Below are 16,441 nucleotides of genomic sequence, written 5' to 3'. Positions count from 1 at the left end.
TTTCGTATCCCTACTGCCAGGCCCCGGTGTGCTCGGACAGCACCGCCGCGATCCGCCGCAGCGCCGACGGGTCCAGCAGACCGTCGTGGTCGTCGGCGACGGTGTGCACGACGACCTCGCCGTCCGTGTACGCCGCCCACTCCTCGGCGGGCCGGGGAGCGTCGGAGGCCCGGAAGTGGAGCAGCGTGCCCCGGTACCGGCCGGGGGAGTGCGCCGCCAGCAGGCCGGTCGCGGAGGCGTAGTTGGCGTACATCGCCGTCACCGTCGTCTCCTCCAGACCCAGTCCGTCCACCGCCGCCCCCACGGCAGCCGCGTCCCCGTCCCCATCCCCGTCCGCACCCGGGTAGGAGTCGAGCAGCGCCAGCAGCTCCACCCGCTCCCCGCGCTCCTGGAGACGGCATGCCAGGGCGTGGGCGACGACACCGCCCAGCGACCAGCCAAGCAACCGGTACGGGCCGTGCGGCTGGAGCCGGGTCAGCTCCGCCAGATGTGCCTCGACGAGCTGTTCCAGAAACTCCACGGCCGGTCCGCCCGCCAGGTTCGGTGCCTGGAGCGCGTGGATCGGCACCTCCTGCGGTACGTGCGCCCGCAGCGCCGCGTACCGCCAGCCGAGTCCGCTCGCGGGCGCCGGGCACCACAGCGGCGCCCGGTCGCCGGAGGACCGCAGGGTGAACAGCACCTCCAGGCCCGGCCCGGTGTCCTGCGCCGACCGCAGCCGGCCCGCGAGCGCGGCCGCCGTCGGATGACGGAAGAGGTCCGCCACCGCCAACTGCCGTCCGGTGGCGCGCTGCAGCCGGTCCCGCAGCCGCACCAGCAGCATGGAGTGGCCGCCGAGGTCGAAGAAGTCGTCGTCGATGCCGACCTCGGGCAGGTCGAGCACCTCGGCGAAGATCTCGCAGACCAGGGCCTCGGTGAGGTCGCGCGGTCCCCGGCCGGTCCGCGACTCCACCGCCTGGGGGGCGGGCAGCGCGCGCCGGTCGAGCTTGCCGTGGTCGGTCAGCGGCAGCGCGTCCAGCTCCACGAACGCCGACGGCACCATGTAGTCCGGCAGCATCCGGGTCAGCTGGGCGCGCAGCGCGGACGGGTCGAACTCGGCGCCCGCCGCGGGGACGACGTAGGCGACGATGTGCTTGCCCCGCGGGCCGTCCTCGCGTACGTCGACCGCCGCCTGGAGCACGGACGGACCGGCGGCCAGGGCCGCGGTGATCTCGCCGAGTTCGATGCGGAAGCCGCGTATCTTCACCTGGTCGTCGGTGCGGCCGAGGTAGTCGATGGTGCCGTCGGGCATCCAGCGCACCAGGTCGCCCGTGCGGTACATGCGGGTGCCGGGCGGGCCGAACGGGTCCGCCACGAAACGCTCGGCGGTCAGCGAGCGCCGGTCGAGGTAGCCGCGGGCGAGACCGGCCCCGGCCAGGTACAGCTCGCCGATGACACCGGCCGGTACGGGCTGGAGACGGGCGTCCAGGACGTACGCGGTGGTGTTCGCCGTCGGCCGGCCCACCAGCGGGCGTTCGCTGCTCGCCACACTGGCGGCCAGCGCGTCGACGGTGCACTCGGTCGGCCCGTACAGGTTGAACCCTGCCGTGCCCTCCAGCTCGCGCATCTCCCGCCAGAGCGGGGACGGCACGGCCTCACCGCCCACGCCGAGCGCGAGCAGCGGGCAGCGGCCGTCCTTGATCAGTCCGGCGCCCGCGAGCTGCATCGCGTGCGAGGGCGTGACCTCGATGAAGTCGATCCGGTGCGCGTCGATGAACGCCACCAGCTGGTCCGGGTCGCGCAGCGTGTCCTCGGTGACGATGTGCAGCGCGTGGCCGTCCAGCATCCACAGCTGCGGCTGCCACGCCGCGTCGAAGGCGAACGACCAGCCGTGCGCCACCCGCAGGCTCCGCCCGCCCGCGGCCTCGACCGTCGGCCGGTAGAGCAGCTCGCGGTGGCTGTGGAAGAGGTTCGCGATGGAGCGGTGCTCCACGACGACGCCCTTGGGCAGGCCCGTGGAACCGGAGGTGTAGATGACGTACGCCGGGTGCCGCGGCAGCGGGTGCGGCAGCTCGCCCGCCCCCGGAGCGGCGCTCTCGTCCGAGAGCAGCGCCTGCGTTTCCGGCGCGTCAAGGATCAGGGTCTCCGGTCCGCCGTCCCCCGCGAGACCCGCGAGCGCTCCGGTGGTGATCAGCAGCGTGGGCGCGGAGTCCCGCAGGATGTGCTCGATCCGCCCCGCCGGATAGCCCGGGTCGATGGGGACGTACGCGCCACCGGCCCGCATCACCGCAAGCAGCGCGACCACGGTGTCGGCCCTGCGGGGCAGCAGCATGGCCACCATCCGCTCAGGACCGACACCCCGGTCCTTCAACAGGCGGGCCAGGCGTGCCGTGCGCCGCTCCAGCTCGGCGAACGTGTACGCGATGTCGCCGCACACCAGCGCCGTGGCGTCCGGGGTGCGCTCCACCTGACGGGTGAACAGCTCGGTCAGCGTCGCCACCGGCGCCTCGACCAGGTCGCCCTTCCAGTCGACGAGCACCTGCCGGCGCTCGTCGGCGGAGAGCAGCTCCAGGCTGCCGAGCGGACGGTCGGGGTTCTCCGTGACGGCCTGAAGGACCCGCAGGAAGCGGGTCGCCATGTTCGCCACGGTCTCGTGGTCGAACAGGTCCGTGCTGTACTCCACGCCCAGGAGCATCCCGTCCCGGCCGTGCTCCTCGGTGATCTCGAAGGCCAGGTCGAACTTGGCCGTACCCATGTCCACCGGCTCCTGCCGGACCGCGACCTCGCCGAGCGCCAGGTCCATCGGCGGCCTCGCCTGGTGGCTCAGCATGACCTGGAACAGCGGGTGCCTGGCCATGGACCGCGCCGGGTTGAGCAGCTCCACCAGCCGCTCGAACGGGATGTCCTGGTGCGCGTACGCGGCCAGGTCGGTCTCCCGGACCCGGGCCACCAGCTCGCGGAAGCCCGGGTCGCCGGACGTGTCCGTACGCAGCACCAGCGTGTTGGCGAAGAAGCCCACCACGTCGTCGACGGCGTCGTCGCTGCGGCCCGCGATCGGCGTTCCGACGGGGATGTCCGAACCGGCACCCAGCCGGGTCAGGAGGGTGCCGAGCGCCGCGTGCAGCACCATGAACACGCTGGCGTCGCAGCGTCGGGCCAGCGCCCGGACGGCCCGGTGCAGCGGGGCCGGCACATCGAGCTCCACGGTCGCGCCGCGCAGGCTCGGCGCAGCGGGCCGCGGCCGGTCCGTGGGCAGCGGAAGCTCCTCCGGCAGCCCCTCCAGCGTCTTGCGCCAGAACTCCGCCTGGCGGTGCAGCAGCCCCTCCGGGTCCGACTCGTCCCCGAGCAGCGCCCGCTGCCACACCGCGTGGTCCGCGTAGCCCACCGGCAGCGGGACGAAGGCGGGGCGCTCGCCCCGGCCGCGCGCGGTGTACGCGTCCGCCAGGTCCCGCAGCAGCGGCAGCGCGGACCAGCCGTCGGCGGCGATGTGGTGCAGCACCAGGATCAGCACGTGCTCCTCGGGGCCGACGGCGAACACCTCGGCCGCGAAGGGCGCTTCCTCGTCGATACGGAACGGGCGGGCGGCCGCCTCCGCGAGCCGGCCCGGCAGCTCCGCCTCGGTGACCGGCGTGACCGCAAGACCCGGCCGCGCGGCCTTGGCGTCGAGGATGACCTGCCGGGGCGTGCCCGCCTCGTCCGGCAGCACCGTCCGCAGCGCCTCGTGCCGGTCCGTCAGGTCGCCGAGGGCGGCACGCAGCGCGTCCGTGTCGAGGGCACCGGTGAGCCGGGCCGCGAACGCCATGTTGTACGCCGGGTTCGGCCCTTCCAGCCGGTACAGGAACCACATCCGCTGCTGCGCGAACGACAGCGGCAGCGGATCCGGGCGCTCCCCGCCCCGCAGCGGCGGCCGGGTGCTGCGCGCGCCCAGGCGCTGCGCCAGCGCGGCGACCGTCGGCGCGTCGAAGACCGTACGCAGCGGCAGCTCCACCCCCATGGTGGAGCGGACCCTGCTGGCGAGCCGCGTCGCGAGCAGCGAGTGCCCGCCCAGGGCGAAGAAGTCGTCGTCGATGCCGACTTCGGGCACCCCGAGGACCTCCGCGAACAGGTCGCAGAGGATCTCCTCCGACGGGTTGCGCGGGCGCCGGCCCGCCACGGCCGGGCCGAGCTCGGGCGCGGGCAGGGCCCGGCGGTCCAGCTTGCCGCTCGGCGTCAGCGGCAGCGCGTCCAGCGCGACGAACGCGGACGGCACCATGTGCTCCGGCAGCGCCGCCGCCAGATGGCGGCGCAGCTCCGCGGGATCGGCCGCGCCGGTCGTGTAGGCGACCAGCATCGGGTCACCGGCCGCCCCCAGGTCGCGGCGGGCCACCACGGCGGCCTCCCGGACACCGGGGTGCAGCGCGAGCACGCCCTCGATCTCACCAGGCTCGATACGGAACCCGCGGATCTTCACCTGGTCGTCGGTCCGGCCCAGGTACTCGATCACCCCGTCCGCGCCGCGCCGGGCCAGGTCGCCCGTACGGTACATCCGGGTGCCCGGCGGGCCGTACGGGTCGGCGACGAACCGCTCGGACGTCAATCCCGGCCGGCCCAGATAGCCGTGGGCCAGCTGAGGACCCGCCAGGTACAACTCGCCGGGCACACCGGCCGGGACCGGGCGCAGCGCCGCGTCCAGGACGTACGCCGAGGTGTTCCACACCGGGCGGCCGATCGGCACGCCGTCGCGGTCCCCGCCGTCGGCCGGGCACGGCCATGCGGTCACGTCCACGGCGGCCTCGGTGGGCCCGTACAGGTTGTGCAGCTCGACCACGCCGCCGAACAGGCCGTGGAAGCCGCGCACCAGGTCGGCGGTGAGCGCCTCACCGCTGCACAGCACCCGGGTCAGGCCCGTGCAGCCCGCCGCCTCCGGCTCGGCGAGGAAGGCGCGCAGCATCGACGGGACGAAGTGCGCCGTGGTGACGGACCGTTCCTGGATGAGCCGCGCCAGGTACTGCGGGTCCAGATGGCCCTGCGGGCGGGCGACCACCAGCGTCGCGCCGGTGATCAGCGGCCAGAAGAATTCCCACACCGACACGTCGAAGCTGGACGGCGTCTTCTGCAGCACCCGGTCGGCGGGGGTGAGGCCGTACTCGCCCTGCGTCCACAGCAGCCGGTTGACGATCGCCGAGTGGGGCACGACGACGCCCTTGGGGCGGCCCGTCGATCCGGAGGTGTAGATGACGTACGCAGGGTCCGCCGGGCGGACGGCGCACGGCGGGGTGCCCTCCGCGGGCGGAAGCGACTCCGATCCGTCCAGGGTGAGGACAGGGGAGGCGTCGGGCAGCAGGCCGCGGGTCGCCGTGTCCGTCAGGACGGCGACCGGCCGGGCGTCGTCGAGCATGAACGCGAGGCGGTCCGCCGGGTAGCCGGGGTCCACCGGCAGGTAGGCGGCACCGGCACGCACCACGGCCGCCAGGGCCACGACCAGCTCGGCGGAGCGCGGCAGCGCGACCGCGACGACCGCGCCCGGACCCGCGCCCTGCCGGGTCAGCCAGCCGGCGACCCGCTCGGCCCGCGCGTCCAGTTCGGCGTAGCTCAGCCGGTCGTCCTCGAAGACCACGGCGGTGGCGTCGGGGGTGCGGGCCACCTGCTCGGCGAGGAGCGCAGTGAGGGTGGTGTCCGGTACGGGGCGGGCGGTGCCGGACGCGGTCAGCAGCCGTGCCTCGTCCGCGCCCAGCAGGCCGACACGGCCCAGCGGCGCGTCCGGCGTGGTGGCGAACGCCTCGAAGGCGCGGTGCAGCCGGTCGGCGACGGACCGCACCTCGTCCTCGTCCAGCGCGTCGGGCCGGTAGCCCAGCTCCAGCCGCAGCCGCGTGCCGGGCAGCACGGTCAACGCGAGGGGATAGTGCACGCCCTCGTCGCCGCCCGCGTCCTCCAGGCGCAGGCCCGGCGCGAGCTCGGTCAACGACTCGGGGTCGAACGGGTAGTTCTCCACCACGGCGAGGGTGTCGAACAGATCCCGCCCGCCGGCCAGCCGCTGCACCTCCGCCAGGCCCATGTGCTGGTGCGGGACGAGGACGGACTGCTCCTCCTGGAGCCGGGCCAGGGCGGCGGCGAACGGCTCCGCCGCGGGCAGCGTGACCCGTACCGGAACGGTGTTGACGAAGACGCCCACCATCGACTCGACGCCCGGCAGGTCGGCCGGCCGGCCGGACACCGTGGTGCCGAAGACGACGTCGCCGCGGCCGAGGGACCTGGCCAGCGTCAGCGCCCAGGCGCCCTGGACGACGGTGCCCAGGGTCAGTCCGCGGGCCCGCGCGACGGCGGTCACCGAGGAGGTCAGCGCGGCGTCCAGTTCGACAACGACCTTCCGCGGCTGCTCGCTCACCGACTCCGACGCGTCGGGCGCGACCAGCGTCGGGCCGTCCAGCTCCGCCAGCGCCGTGCGCCACGCGGCCTCGGCGGCGCCCCGGTCCTGCGCGGCGAGCCAGTCCAGGTAGACGCGCGGGGAAGCCGCCGGAGGCAGCAGGCGGGCGGCGCCTCCCGCGTAGTGGGCGAACAGCTCCTGCACCAGCAGCGGCTGCGACCAGCCGTCAAGCACGATGTGGTGGTTGGTCAGGACCAGCCGGTGCAGATCGTGGCCCAGCCGCAGCAGCGTGAAACGGACCAGGGGCGGCTGCCCGAGGTCGAACCCGCGCTCCGCGTCCAGGACGGTGAGCCGCTCGGTCTCCCGCTCCCGCTCGGCCTCCGGCAGCGCCGACAGATCGGTGAAGCTCCACGGCACGTCCACCCGTGAGGGGATCAGCGCGGCGGCCTTGCCCTGCCGGTTGCGGCGGAACGCGGCCCGCAGGCCCGGCTGGCGGTCCAACAGGGCCTGGGCGGCGGCCCGCAGCCGCGGCTCGTCCACGGGCCCCCGCAGCGTCAGCGCCAGATGGCCCGCGTACACGTCGTGGCCGTCGCCGTCGAGCTCCGTCCGGAACAGCAGGCCCTCTTGGAGCGGGGTCAGCGGGAGGATGTCCTCCAGCTTGGAACGGGCGTTCACGAAAGCCTCCAGTCGGCTTCGAAGTCGTCGATCTCGTCCTGGGTGAGAGAGATCAGGGAGAGGTCGGAAGGCGTCCAGCCGCCCGCGTCGGGCCTGTCGGTGTGCGCCACCAGAGCCGCCAGATACGCCAGCCAGCCGTCCGCGAGCGACCGGACGACGCCCGCGTCCAGGGCCTCGCCCGCGTACGACCAGGTGGCGCTAAGCCGGGGCCCTCCGGGTGCGGCGGCCACATGGACGTCGATCTCCAGGGCGTGTGCGAGCGGCAACGCCGGGTCGACACCGTGGAACAGGCCCTCGTCACCGGCGACCGGCTGCCACGGGCCCTCCCCGTCGCCGGAGCCGAACCGCCCCAGATAGTTGAAGCAGATCTCGGGCACGGGCAGCGCGGCGAGAGCCGGCGCCGTCTCGGGGTTGAGGTGGCGCAGCGCGCCGAACCCGAGACCGCCGTCGCCCACGGCCCGCAGCCGCTCCTTGACCGCCTTCAGCGCCAGGCCCGCCGCGGGACCGCCCGCACGCGCCTCGGCGAGGTCGACGGGGCCGGGGTCCAGCCGCACCGGGTGGACGGTGGTGAACCAGCCGACGGTCTGTGCCAGGTCGACGCCCTCGGCGACCGTCTCCTCGCGGCCGTGGCCCTCCAGCTGCACGCTCACGCCCGCGTCCGCGACTCCCGAAAGACGCCGGTGGTCGGCGACGGCGAGGGCCAGCGCGGTCAGCAGCACGTCCTCGACGTTCGCGTGGAACGCCGCGGGCACCCGCGTCAGCAGCGCCTCGGTCTCTTCGGGCTCCACGGACACGGTGTGCCTGCGGGAGGTCACGGAGGTGTCCCGCGCCGGGTCAAGGGCACGGCCTGCCAGCGGCGTTCCGCCACCGAGGGCGCGGGCCCAGTCGTCGGCCTGCCGGACGGTCTCCTCGCGGCGGGCGTACGCGCGCAGCAGCTCGCTCCAGGCACGCAGCGAGGTGCCGGTGGGCGGGGCCTGTTCGCCGCGCCACGCGGCGTCCAGGTCCGCGCACAGGACGCGCCAGGACACGCCGTCGACCACCAGATGGTGGATGACCAGGACGAGACGGTTCTCCGGCTCCCACCACACCGCCTGCACCATGGCGCCGGACTCGGGACGCAGCCGGTCCCGGGCGGCCGCGGCCTCGGTCGCGGGGTCCGCCTCGGCGCGCCGCAGCACGTCCCCGGCCCGTACGGAACCGGGCGCCGGGGCGTCCAGCTCCCAGGTGCCGTCGGCCGCGCGCACCAGGCGGGCCCGCAGCGCCGGATGCCGGTCGAGCACCGACTGGAGGACGGCGGTGAGTCGTTCGTAGGTCAGCCCGGCCGGGGTGTGCAGGGTCATGCCTTGGCTGTAGGCCGCCACGGACCCGGCGGGAGACACTGCGGTGCCGGCCGAGTCGGCGAGCTCCCGCAGCCACCCCATGATCGGCGTCTCCGGCACCCGGCCCACACCGTCGTCGGAGGTACGGCCCGTCGCGGCCTGCTCCGGCCGCGCGACGGCGGCCAGGGCGGCCGGTGTCTGGTGGCGGAAGACGTCACGGGGGCCGAGCTTCCAGCCCGCCGCGCGGGCGCGGCTCACCAGCTGGAGGGAGATGATGCTGTCCCCGCCGAGCTCGAAGAAGTTGCCGTCGGCGTCCACCGTCTCCTGGCCGAGCAGGGCGGCGAACAGCTCGCAGAACAGCCTCTCGGCCTCGGTGACGGGGGCGCGTCCGCTGCCCTGCCCGGGCAGTTCGGGCACCGGCAGCGCGGCACGGTCCACCTTGCGGTTGGCCGACTGCGGCAGCCGCTCCATGGCCACCCACAGCGAGGGCACCATGTGCTCCGGCAGCAGGGCCGCCGCATGGGCGCGCCACCCGTCGGTGTCGGCCGCGTGGCCCGGGGCGGGCACCACGTAGGCGACCAGGCGGCGCGATCCCGGCAGGTCGTCGCGGGCGATCACCGCGACCTCCGCGACGCTCCCGTGCCGTCCGAGGACCGCCTCGATCTCGCCCGGCTCGATGCGGAACCCGCGGATCTTCACCTGGTGGTCGGCCCGGCCCAGGCACTCCAGCTCGCCGTCGGCGGTCCAGCGCGCCAGGTCGCCCGTGCGGTACATCCGCGCTCCCGGCGGACCGTACGGGTCGGCGGTGAACCGCTCCGCGGTCAGCGCGGGACGGCCCAGGTATCCACGGGCCAGACCGGCGCCCGCGAGGTACAGCTCACCGGTCACCCCGGGCGGCACGGGCCGCAGCCGGTCGTCCAGGACGTACGCCGCGGCGCCCCTGATGGGCCGTCCGATGCGGGGCGCGCCCTCACCGGTGACCCGGGCGACGACCGAGTCCACGGTGCACTCGGTGGGACCGTAGAAGTTGTACGCCGTTGTGGCCGGGTGCGCGCCGAGGTCCCGCCACAGCGAGTCCGGCATGGCGTCCGCGCCGGGTCCCAGCAGGGCGGGCCGGTGCCTGCCCTCGTCCAGCAGGCCGTGCGTGATGAGCTGCTGGAGGTGGGCCGGGGTCAGGTCGAGGTAGTCGATCCGCTCCTTGGCGACGTACGCGGCCACGGCCTCGGCGTCCGGGTACGTCGACTCGTCCAGGACGTGCAGCTCGTGACCGCCCACCATCAGCAGCAGCGGGTCGAGCGAGGCGTCGAAGGCGAACGAGGCGATGTGCCCCACCCGCAGCCGGCGCCCGCCGACCTCGGGCACCTCGGGCGGGAACAGCGTCGAGGTGTGCGCCGCATACAGGTTGGCGAGGTTCGCGTGGGTCACCACCACACCCTTGGGGCGACCGGTGGAGCCCGAGGTGTAGATGACGTACGCGGCGTCACCGGGCCTGGCCCGCGCCAGGGGGACCGGCGCCGCCGGCTCCTCGGCGTCCACGAGGACCACGGGCAGATCCGGCCGGTCGGGGAGTGTCTGTGCCAGCTCACGGGTGGTGAGCAGGCACACGGGCCGCGCGTCCTCCAGGGTCTGCGCGAGGCGCTCCTCCGGGTAGTTCGGGTCCAGCGGCAGGAACGCGGCACCCGACCGCAGGACGCCGAGCAGCGCGGCGACCGTCTCGTGGCGGGGCAGCGCCAGGGCCACGAACCGCTCCGGGGCCGCGCCGTGCGCCGCGACCAGCCGGGCGATCCGGTCCACGCGCGCGTCGAGTTCGGCGTACGTGATCCGCTCGACGGCACCCGGGCGGGAGCCGAGGACCAGCGCGACCGCGTCCGGCGTCTGGCGGACCTGCCGGGCGAACGCCTCGTGCAGCGGCGGCGCCTCCGGCGCGGCCACGGGCGAGGCCAGCAGCGTGCCCCGCTCGGCCTCCGTCAGGATGTCGTGGTCGCCGATCGGCACCTCAGGGCGTGCGACGGCGGCGGACAGCAGCCGCACCAGGCGCCGGGCGAGGACCTCGACCGTGTCCGGGTCGAACAGATCCGCGCTGTACTCGGCGAAGGCGCTGACCTCGTCCGCGTCACCGTCAGGGTCGAACCGCTCGATGAACGTCAGGCTCAGGTCGAACGTCGACGTGCCGGTGGCCACCACGTGCGGCCGGGTCCGCAGACCCTCCACCGGCAGCTCGGAGGCCGTACCGCTCTGGTGCACCACCATCACCTGGAACAGCGGGTGACGGGCCGTGGACCGCGGCGGGTTGAGGATCTCCACCAGCCGCTCGAACGGCAGGTCCTGGTGCTCGAACGCCGCGACGGCCGTGTCCCGTACCCGCCGAAGCAGGGTCTCGAAGGACGGAGCCCCGGACGTGTCGGTGCGCAGCACGAGCGTGTTGACGAAGAAGCCGACGAGGTCGTCGAGCGCCTCCTCGCCGCGTCCGGCCACGGGCGTGCCGACCGGGATGTCCTCCCCGGCGCCGAGCCGGGTCAGCAGGGCGGCCACCGCGGCCTGGTACACCATGAACGGGGTGACGCCGAGCGAGGCCGCGAGCGTGCGTACGCGGCGGGCGAGTTCGGCCTCGACCGTGAACCGGACCATGCCGCCCCGGTTGGACGACTCGGCCGGACGGGGCCGGTCGGTGGGCAGCCGCAGCTCGTCGGGCGCGCCGCCCAGGGCCACCTTCCAGTACGCGGCCTGACGTGCCGTCAGGCTGCCCGGCTCGTCGGCGTCGCCGAGGAGCTGTCGCTGCCAGACGGCGAAGTCGGCGTAGCGCACGGGCAGCGCCGGCCAGTCGGGGGCCCGCCCGGACAGCCGCGCCCGGTAGGCGTCGGCGAGGTCGCGGACCAGGACGGGCAGGGACTGCCCGTCGCCGGCGATGTGGTGCAGCAGGAGGAGCAGCACGTGCTCCTCGGGGCCGGTCTCGAACAGGGTGACCCGCAGCGGCGGTTCCTCGGCGAGCGCGAACACATGCGCCGCCGCGGCGGCCAGTTCGGCCTCCACGGTCTCGGGCGCCGTACGGCGCACCTCCAGCCGGGGGCCGCGCTCCGGCTCCAGCACGACCTGGCAGGGCGATCCGTCGCGGTCCGGGAAGACCGTCCGCAGGCTCTCGTGGCGTACGGCCACGTCGGCGACGGCGTCGGCGAGGGCGGCCGTGTCCAGCGGCCCGCCGATACGCAGCGCGGTGGGGATGTTGTACGCCGGGCCCGGCTCCTCCAGGCGGTGCAGCAGCCACAGCCGCTGCTGCGCGAGCGACAGCGGCGCGGGATCGCCGACGGCTCCGGCGGTACCGGCGGTGAGCGCCGGGCGGGCGGGCTCCTGGCCTTCGGCGCCGTCCAGTACGCGGGCCAGCGCGGCCGGCGTCGGCGCGTCGAACAGCGCCCGCAGGGCGGGCCGGTGGCCGAGCTCCGCCTCGACGCGGGTGACCAGCCGCGCGGCGAGCATCGAGTGGCCGCCGAGGAGGAAGAAGTCGTCGTCCGGCCCGACCGCCGGAAGCTCGAGGACCGCGGCGAACAGCGCGCACAGCGTCGCCTCGCGTGCCGTGGCCGGCTCCCGGCCGGTGGCGCGCTCGTACACCGGTGCGGGCAGCGCCCGGCGGTCCAGCTTGCCGTTGCTGGTCAGCGGCAGCCGCTCCAGGGGGACGATCGCGGCGGGCACCATGTGGGCGGGCAGCGCGGCGGCCAGCTCCTCCCGCAGCCGGTCGGTGTCGGGCGCGGTCGCTCCCTCGGCGGGCACCACATAGGCGACCAGGCGCAGGTCGCCCGGCTGGTCCTCGCGGGCGATGACGGCCGCCTGTGCGACCGCCGGGTCCCGGCGCAGCAGCTGCTCGATCTCGCCGGGTTCGATCCGGAAGCCCCGGATCTTGACCTGGTGGTCGACCCGGCCCAGGTACTCCAGGACACCGTCCGCGCTCCAGCGGGCCAGGTCGCCGGTCCGGTACATCCGGCTGCCGGGGGCGCCGAACGGGTCGGCGACGAACCGCTCCGAGGTCAGCCCCGGGCGGCCCAGGTAGCCGCGGGCGAGCCCGTCACCGGAGACGTACAGCTCACCGGGCGAGCCCGGCGGCACCGGGTGGAGCCGGTCGTCGAGCAGGCGTACGGCCGTGTTGTGCACCGGGGCGCCGATCGGCACGACCGGGCCCGTGTGGTCGGGCCGGCAGGTCCACAGCGTGGCGTCGACCGTGGTCTCGGTGGGCCCGTACGAGTTGAACATGCGGGTGGTGGCCGACCAGCGCCGCATCAGCTCGGCCGGGCATGCCTCGCCGGCGACGATCAGCGTGGCCCCGGCGGGCAGCGACCGCTCGTGCGGCAGCGTGGCCAGCACGCCAGGAGGCAGCGTCAGATGGGTGACGGCGTGCCGCGCGCAGAAGTCGGCGAGCGGCGGCCCCAGCCGCTTGTCGGTGGGGACGACGACCAGTGTGGCGCCGGTGAGCAGGGCCATCGTCCATTCCCACACCGAGGTGTCGAAGCTGAACGAGGCGAACTGCAGCACCCGGCTGCCCGGTCCCGCCCCCAGCTCCTCCCCCATGGTGGAGACCAGGCTCGGAATGCCCTCGTGGGTGACCACGACGCCCTTGGGGCGTCCGGTGGAGCCGGAGGTGTAGATCAGGTACGCGGCGTGGCCCGGCGTCGAGGGGCGCAAGCCGGCCCGCGTGTCCCGGGAGGGGCGGGAGTCGTCGTCGAGGAGGACGACCGGGATCTCGCCCTGCGGGAGACGGCCGGCGGACCGGGAGTCGGTGACCAGCAGGCCGGGCCGGGCGTCGTCGAGCATCAGGGCGATGCGGTCGGCCGGGTACTCCGGGTCGAGCGGCAGGTAGGCGGCTCCGGCCTTCATGACGGCGAGCGCCGCCACCAGGAAGTCGCCCGAGCGGGGAAGGGCCACGGCGACGAACCGCTCGGGTCCGGCGCCCAGCGCGGCCAGTTCGCCGGCCAACTGGTCGGACCGCTCGTCCAGTTCGGCGTAGCTGAGCCGGTGCTCGCTCCCGGAGTCCGTCTCCCAGACGAGCGCGGTGGCGTCGGGGTTCTCGCGGACCCGGTCGCGGAAGAGGTCCGGGATGGTGGCGCGCTCCAGGGCACGCCGGTCGCCGTCCCATGCCGTCAGGACCCGCTCACGCTCCTCCTCGCCGAGCAGGTCGAGGTCGCCGAGGGGTGTGTCGGGGGCGTCCAGTGCCGTCGCGAGCAGTCGCTCGAAGCGCGAGAGCAGACGGCCGACCGTTTCCTCCCGGTACAGGTCGCGTCGGTACGTCGTGTCCAGGGTGAGCGTCCCGGCGGAGTCCAGCACCGCGGACACGGCCAGGTCGAACGCGGCGGTGTTGCCCGGCAGCGGCCGTTCGGCCGGCTGTACGCCGGGCAGCTCGAAGCCCTCCCAGACGTCGCTGCGCAGCGAGAACATGACGTCGAAGAAGACGTGGTGCCCGGCCGTGCGCTCCGGGCGCAGCTCCTGGACGAGAGTGTCGAAGGGGACGCTCTGGTGCGCGTACGCACCCAGGCAGACCTCCCGCACCTGCTGGAGGAACGAACGGAACGTGGTGTCCGGGGTGGCCCGTGTCCGCAGCGCCAGGGTGTTGCCGAAATTGCCCACCAGCCGCTCGGCGCCGGACTCGGTGCGCAGTACCGCGGGGGATCCGACGAGGACGTCGGGTGCGCCGGCGGCGCGGTGGAGCAGCGCGTTGAACGACGCGAGGAGAGCCATGAAGGGGCTGACGCCCTCCGCTCGGCACAGCGCGTGCATGCGCTCGCGCAGCTCGGCGGGGAGCGTACGGACCAGCCTGCCGCCTTCCTCGGCGCGCTCCGGCGAGCGGGGGAAGTCGGTGGGCAGGGGGAGCGGGGCGGGCGGGTCCGCGAGCAGCTCGCGCCAGTGGGCGAGGTCGGCGGCCGTCCAGGGCGCGCGCTGCTGTTCGCGTACGGCGAGGTCGGCGTACTGCAGGGGGAGTTCGGGAAGCGGACGCCCGGTGTAGACGGCGGCGACCTCCTGGAGCAGGACCTGCCAGCTGCCGTCGTCCCAGGCGATGTGGTGGGCGACGAGCACGAGGACGTGTTCGTCCTCGGCGAGCCGCAGGATCTCCAGGCGGACGGGCGTGTCCGCCGACAGGTCGAAGGGGCGCGCCGCCAGCCGGGCCGCAGCCTCGTCCACGGCCGCCTCGCGGTCTGCGGGTGCGAGCGCCGACAGGTCGCTCTCGCCGATGACCGGTTCGGCGTCCGGTATCAGTATCTGGACCGGCTCGCCGTCCTCGCCGGGCCGGTAGACCGTACGCAGGACATGGTGCCGCTCGACGACGGTCCGCAGTGCCTGCCGCAGTCCGGATACGGACAACTCGCCGGAAAGGCGCACCGCTACGCATATGTTGTAGGCGGTGCCGTGCGGCTCCAGCTGGTGCAGCAGCCACATCCGGCGCTGCGCCGAGGACAGGGGAGCCGGCCCCTCTGCCCGGACCGGGGGAGTCTGCGGGGATGTGTCCCCGCTTCCGGGCTGCCTGGCTATTCCGCGGGCAGCCAGTTGACGGCGCAGCAGCTCGCGGCGTCGTTCGTTCGCGTCTGCGCTGTGGCCGATGTTCGCACCCGACAAGAAGGTTCACGTCCCCTCAACCTGACTGATGGGCCGAACCATAACTTAGGATAGCCTTATCTTGCTATTGTGGGCCCGCTCGTCGGGCTGCTGCCTCGGCGGGGAAACCCCAGAGGTGGAGGACCGGCGTTGCGCATCAGAGAACTGGCCCTGGACCTGTCACCGTTGCGGGCCGGCGGCCCCCTCGGCCTCGTTCTCGCCACCCGCGTGCTCGCCCTCCTGTGCATCGGACTCACCTCCGTCGGCGTGGTCGTCCAGGTCTACGAGCAGACCGGATCGTCGGTCCAGGTGGGCGCCGTCAGTCTGGTGCTGGGCGCGGGACTGCTGCTCGGCTTCCTGGTCGGCGGCGTCCTCGCCGACCGCAGGGACCGCAGGGGACTCATCCTCGTCGGCAGTGGCTGGGCGGTCGTCACCTTCGCCGCCCTGTCCGCGAACGCGGCGGCCGACCGGCCCGCGCTCTGGGTCGTCTACGTCGCCGGAGCCCTGTTCGGCTTCACCGAAGGAGTCGCGGAGACCGCCCTCACCGCGGTCGTCCCCACATTCGTGAGCGAAGAGCACATACCGGCCACGGGCGCGCTCGTCACGGTCACCACCACCCTCGGATCGATCGCCGGTCCCATGCTCGGCGGTGTGCTCATCGCCGGACCCGGCCTCGCCACCACCTTCGGCCTCGCGGCCGCCGGCACGGCGCTCACCACCCTGCTGCTGACCCGCCTCGGCCCCATGCCGCCGACGGGCGCGGACGCGCCGCCCCCCACCGGAGGGCAGGAACAGCCAGGCGTACTGGACTCCCTGCGGGAAGGGCTCGCCTTCATCCGGGGCAGCCGCGTCGTCGCCGCCGTGCTCGTCGTGGACCTGTGCGCCGCGCTCTTCGCCACGCCGACCGCCCTCTACCCGGAGTTCGCCAAGGAACGCTTCGGCGGCGGGCCCGAGTTGGTCGGCCTGCTCACCACCGCTCCGATGATCGGCGCGACCGTGGCCTCGCTCGCCTCCGGCTGGACGGGCCGTACGCGCCATCAGTGGCGGGTGCTCTGTGCCACGGTGGCCGTGTGGGGCCTGGCCTGCCTCGGCTTCGGCCTCAGCCCGCTGCTCGGCTTCGGCCTGTTCTTCCTCGCCCTCGGCGGCCTGGCCGACACCTTCTCCGAGATCATGCGCCGCACGCTGCTGATGCGGCACACCCCGGACCCCCTCCAGGGCCGGGTGAGCAGCCTCTGGCTCGCCCAGGCCATGACCGCACCGGCGCTCGGCGGTGTCCTCGCCGGTCTCGCCGCCTCGGCGGCCGGCCCCTCCACGGCCGTCGCCGCGGGCGGCGCCCTGTGCGTCGGGGCGCTGTGCCTCGTCGCGCTGCTCTACCGCCAACTGTGGCGGGAAACCGGCGAGTCCGCCGTACGGGAAGGCGAAGCTGCGAAGGGCGTTCCGGCAGGTGATGTCGGCCCCGGGGGTAACAGTGACGCAACGGCGGCCACCTGAACCTTGATGGCCGGTACTTAGGTATGGCTATCCTTTTCTCCGTGCTTCCGTATTCGCAGAGCCGGTC

Annotated in this window: 3 protein-coding genes; 1 reads left to right on the top strand and 2 read right to left on the bottom strand. The window is 74.4% G+C overall.

Features of this window, described 5'->3' with window-relative positions; genetic code table 11:
• Positions 1–10: 10 nt before the first annotated feature.
• On the bottom strand, positions 11–6,994 hold the full coding sequence (locus ACZ7LT_RS07670) for an amino acid adenylation domain-containing protein (protein WP_471235073.1): 6,984 nt from the start codon (positions 6,992–6,994) through the stop codon (positions 11–13).
• Complete coding sequence (locus ACZ7LT_RS07665) at positions 6,991–14,904, bottom strand: amino acid adenylation domain-containing protein (protein ID WP_471235072.1); 7,914 nt, start codon at positions 14,902–14,904, stop codon at positions 6,991–6,993. The genes ACZ7LT_RS07670 and ACZ7LT_RS07665 overlap by 4 nt, the downstream gene beginning before the upstream one ends.
• Positions 14,905–15,033: 129 nt before the next feature.
• On the opposite strand from ACZ7LT_RS07665, the gene entS reads away from it, so the two are divergent.
• Positions 15,034–16,374, top strand: coding sequence for an enterobactin transporter EntS (gene entS / locus ACZ7LT_RS07660; RefSeq protein WP_471235071.1), 1,341 nt, complete (start codon positions 15,034–15,036; stop codon positions 16,372–16,374).
• Positions 16,375–16,441: the final 67 nt, after the last annotated feature.

Source organism: Streptomyces sp. NPDC039465, from assembly GCF_055639315.1.
Note: the sequence above shows the minus strand (reverse complement) of the source record. Positions and strands in the feature narration are given on the sequence as shown.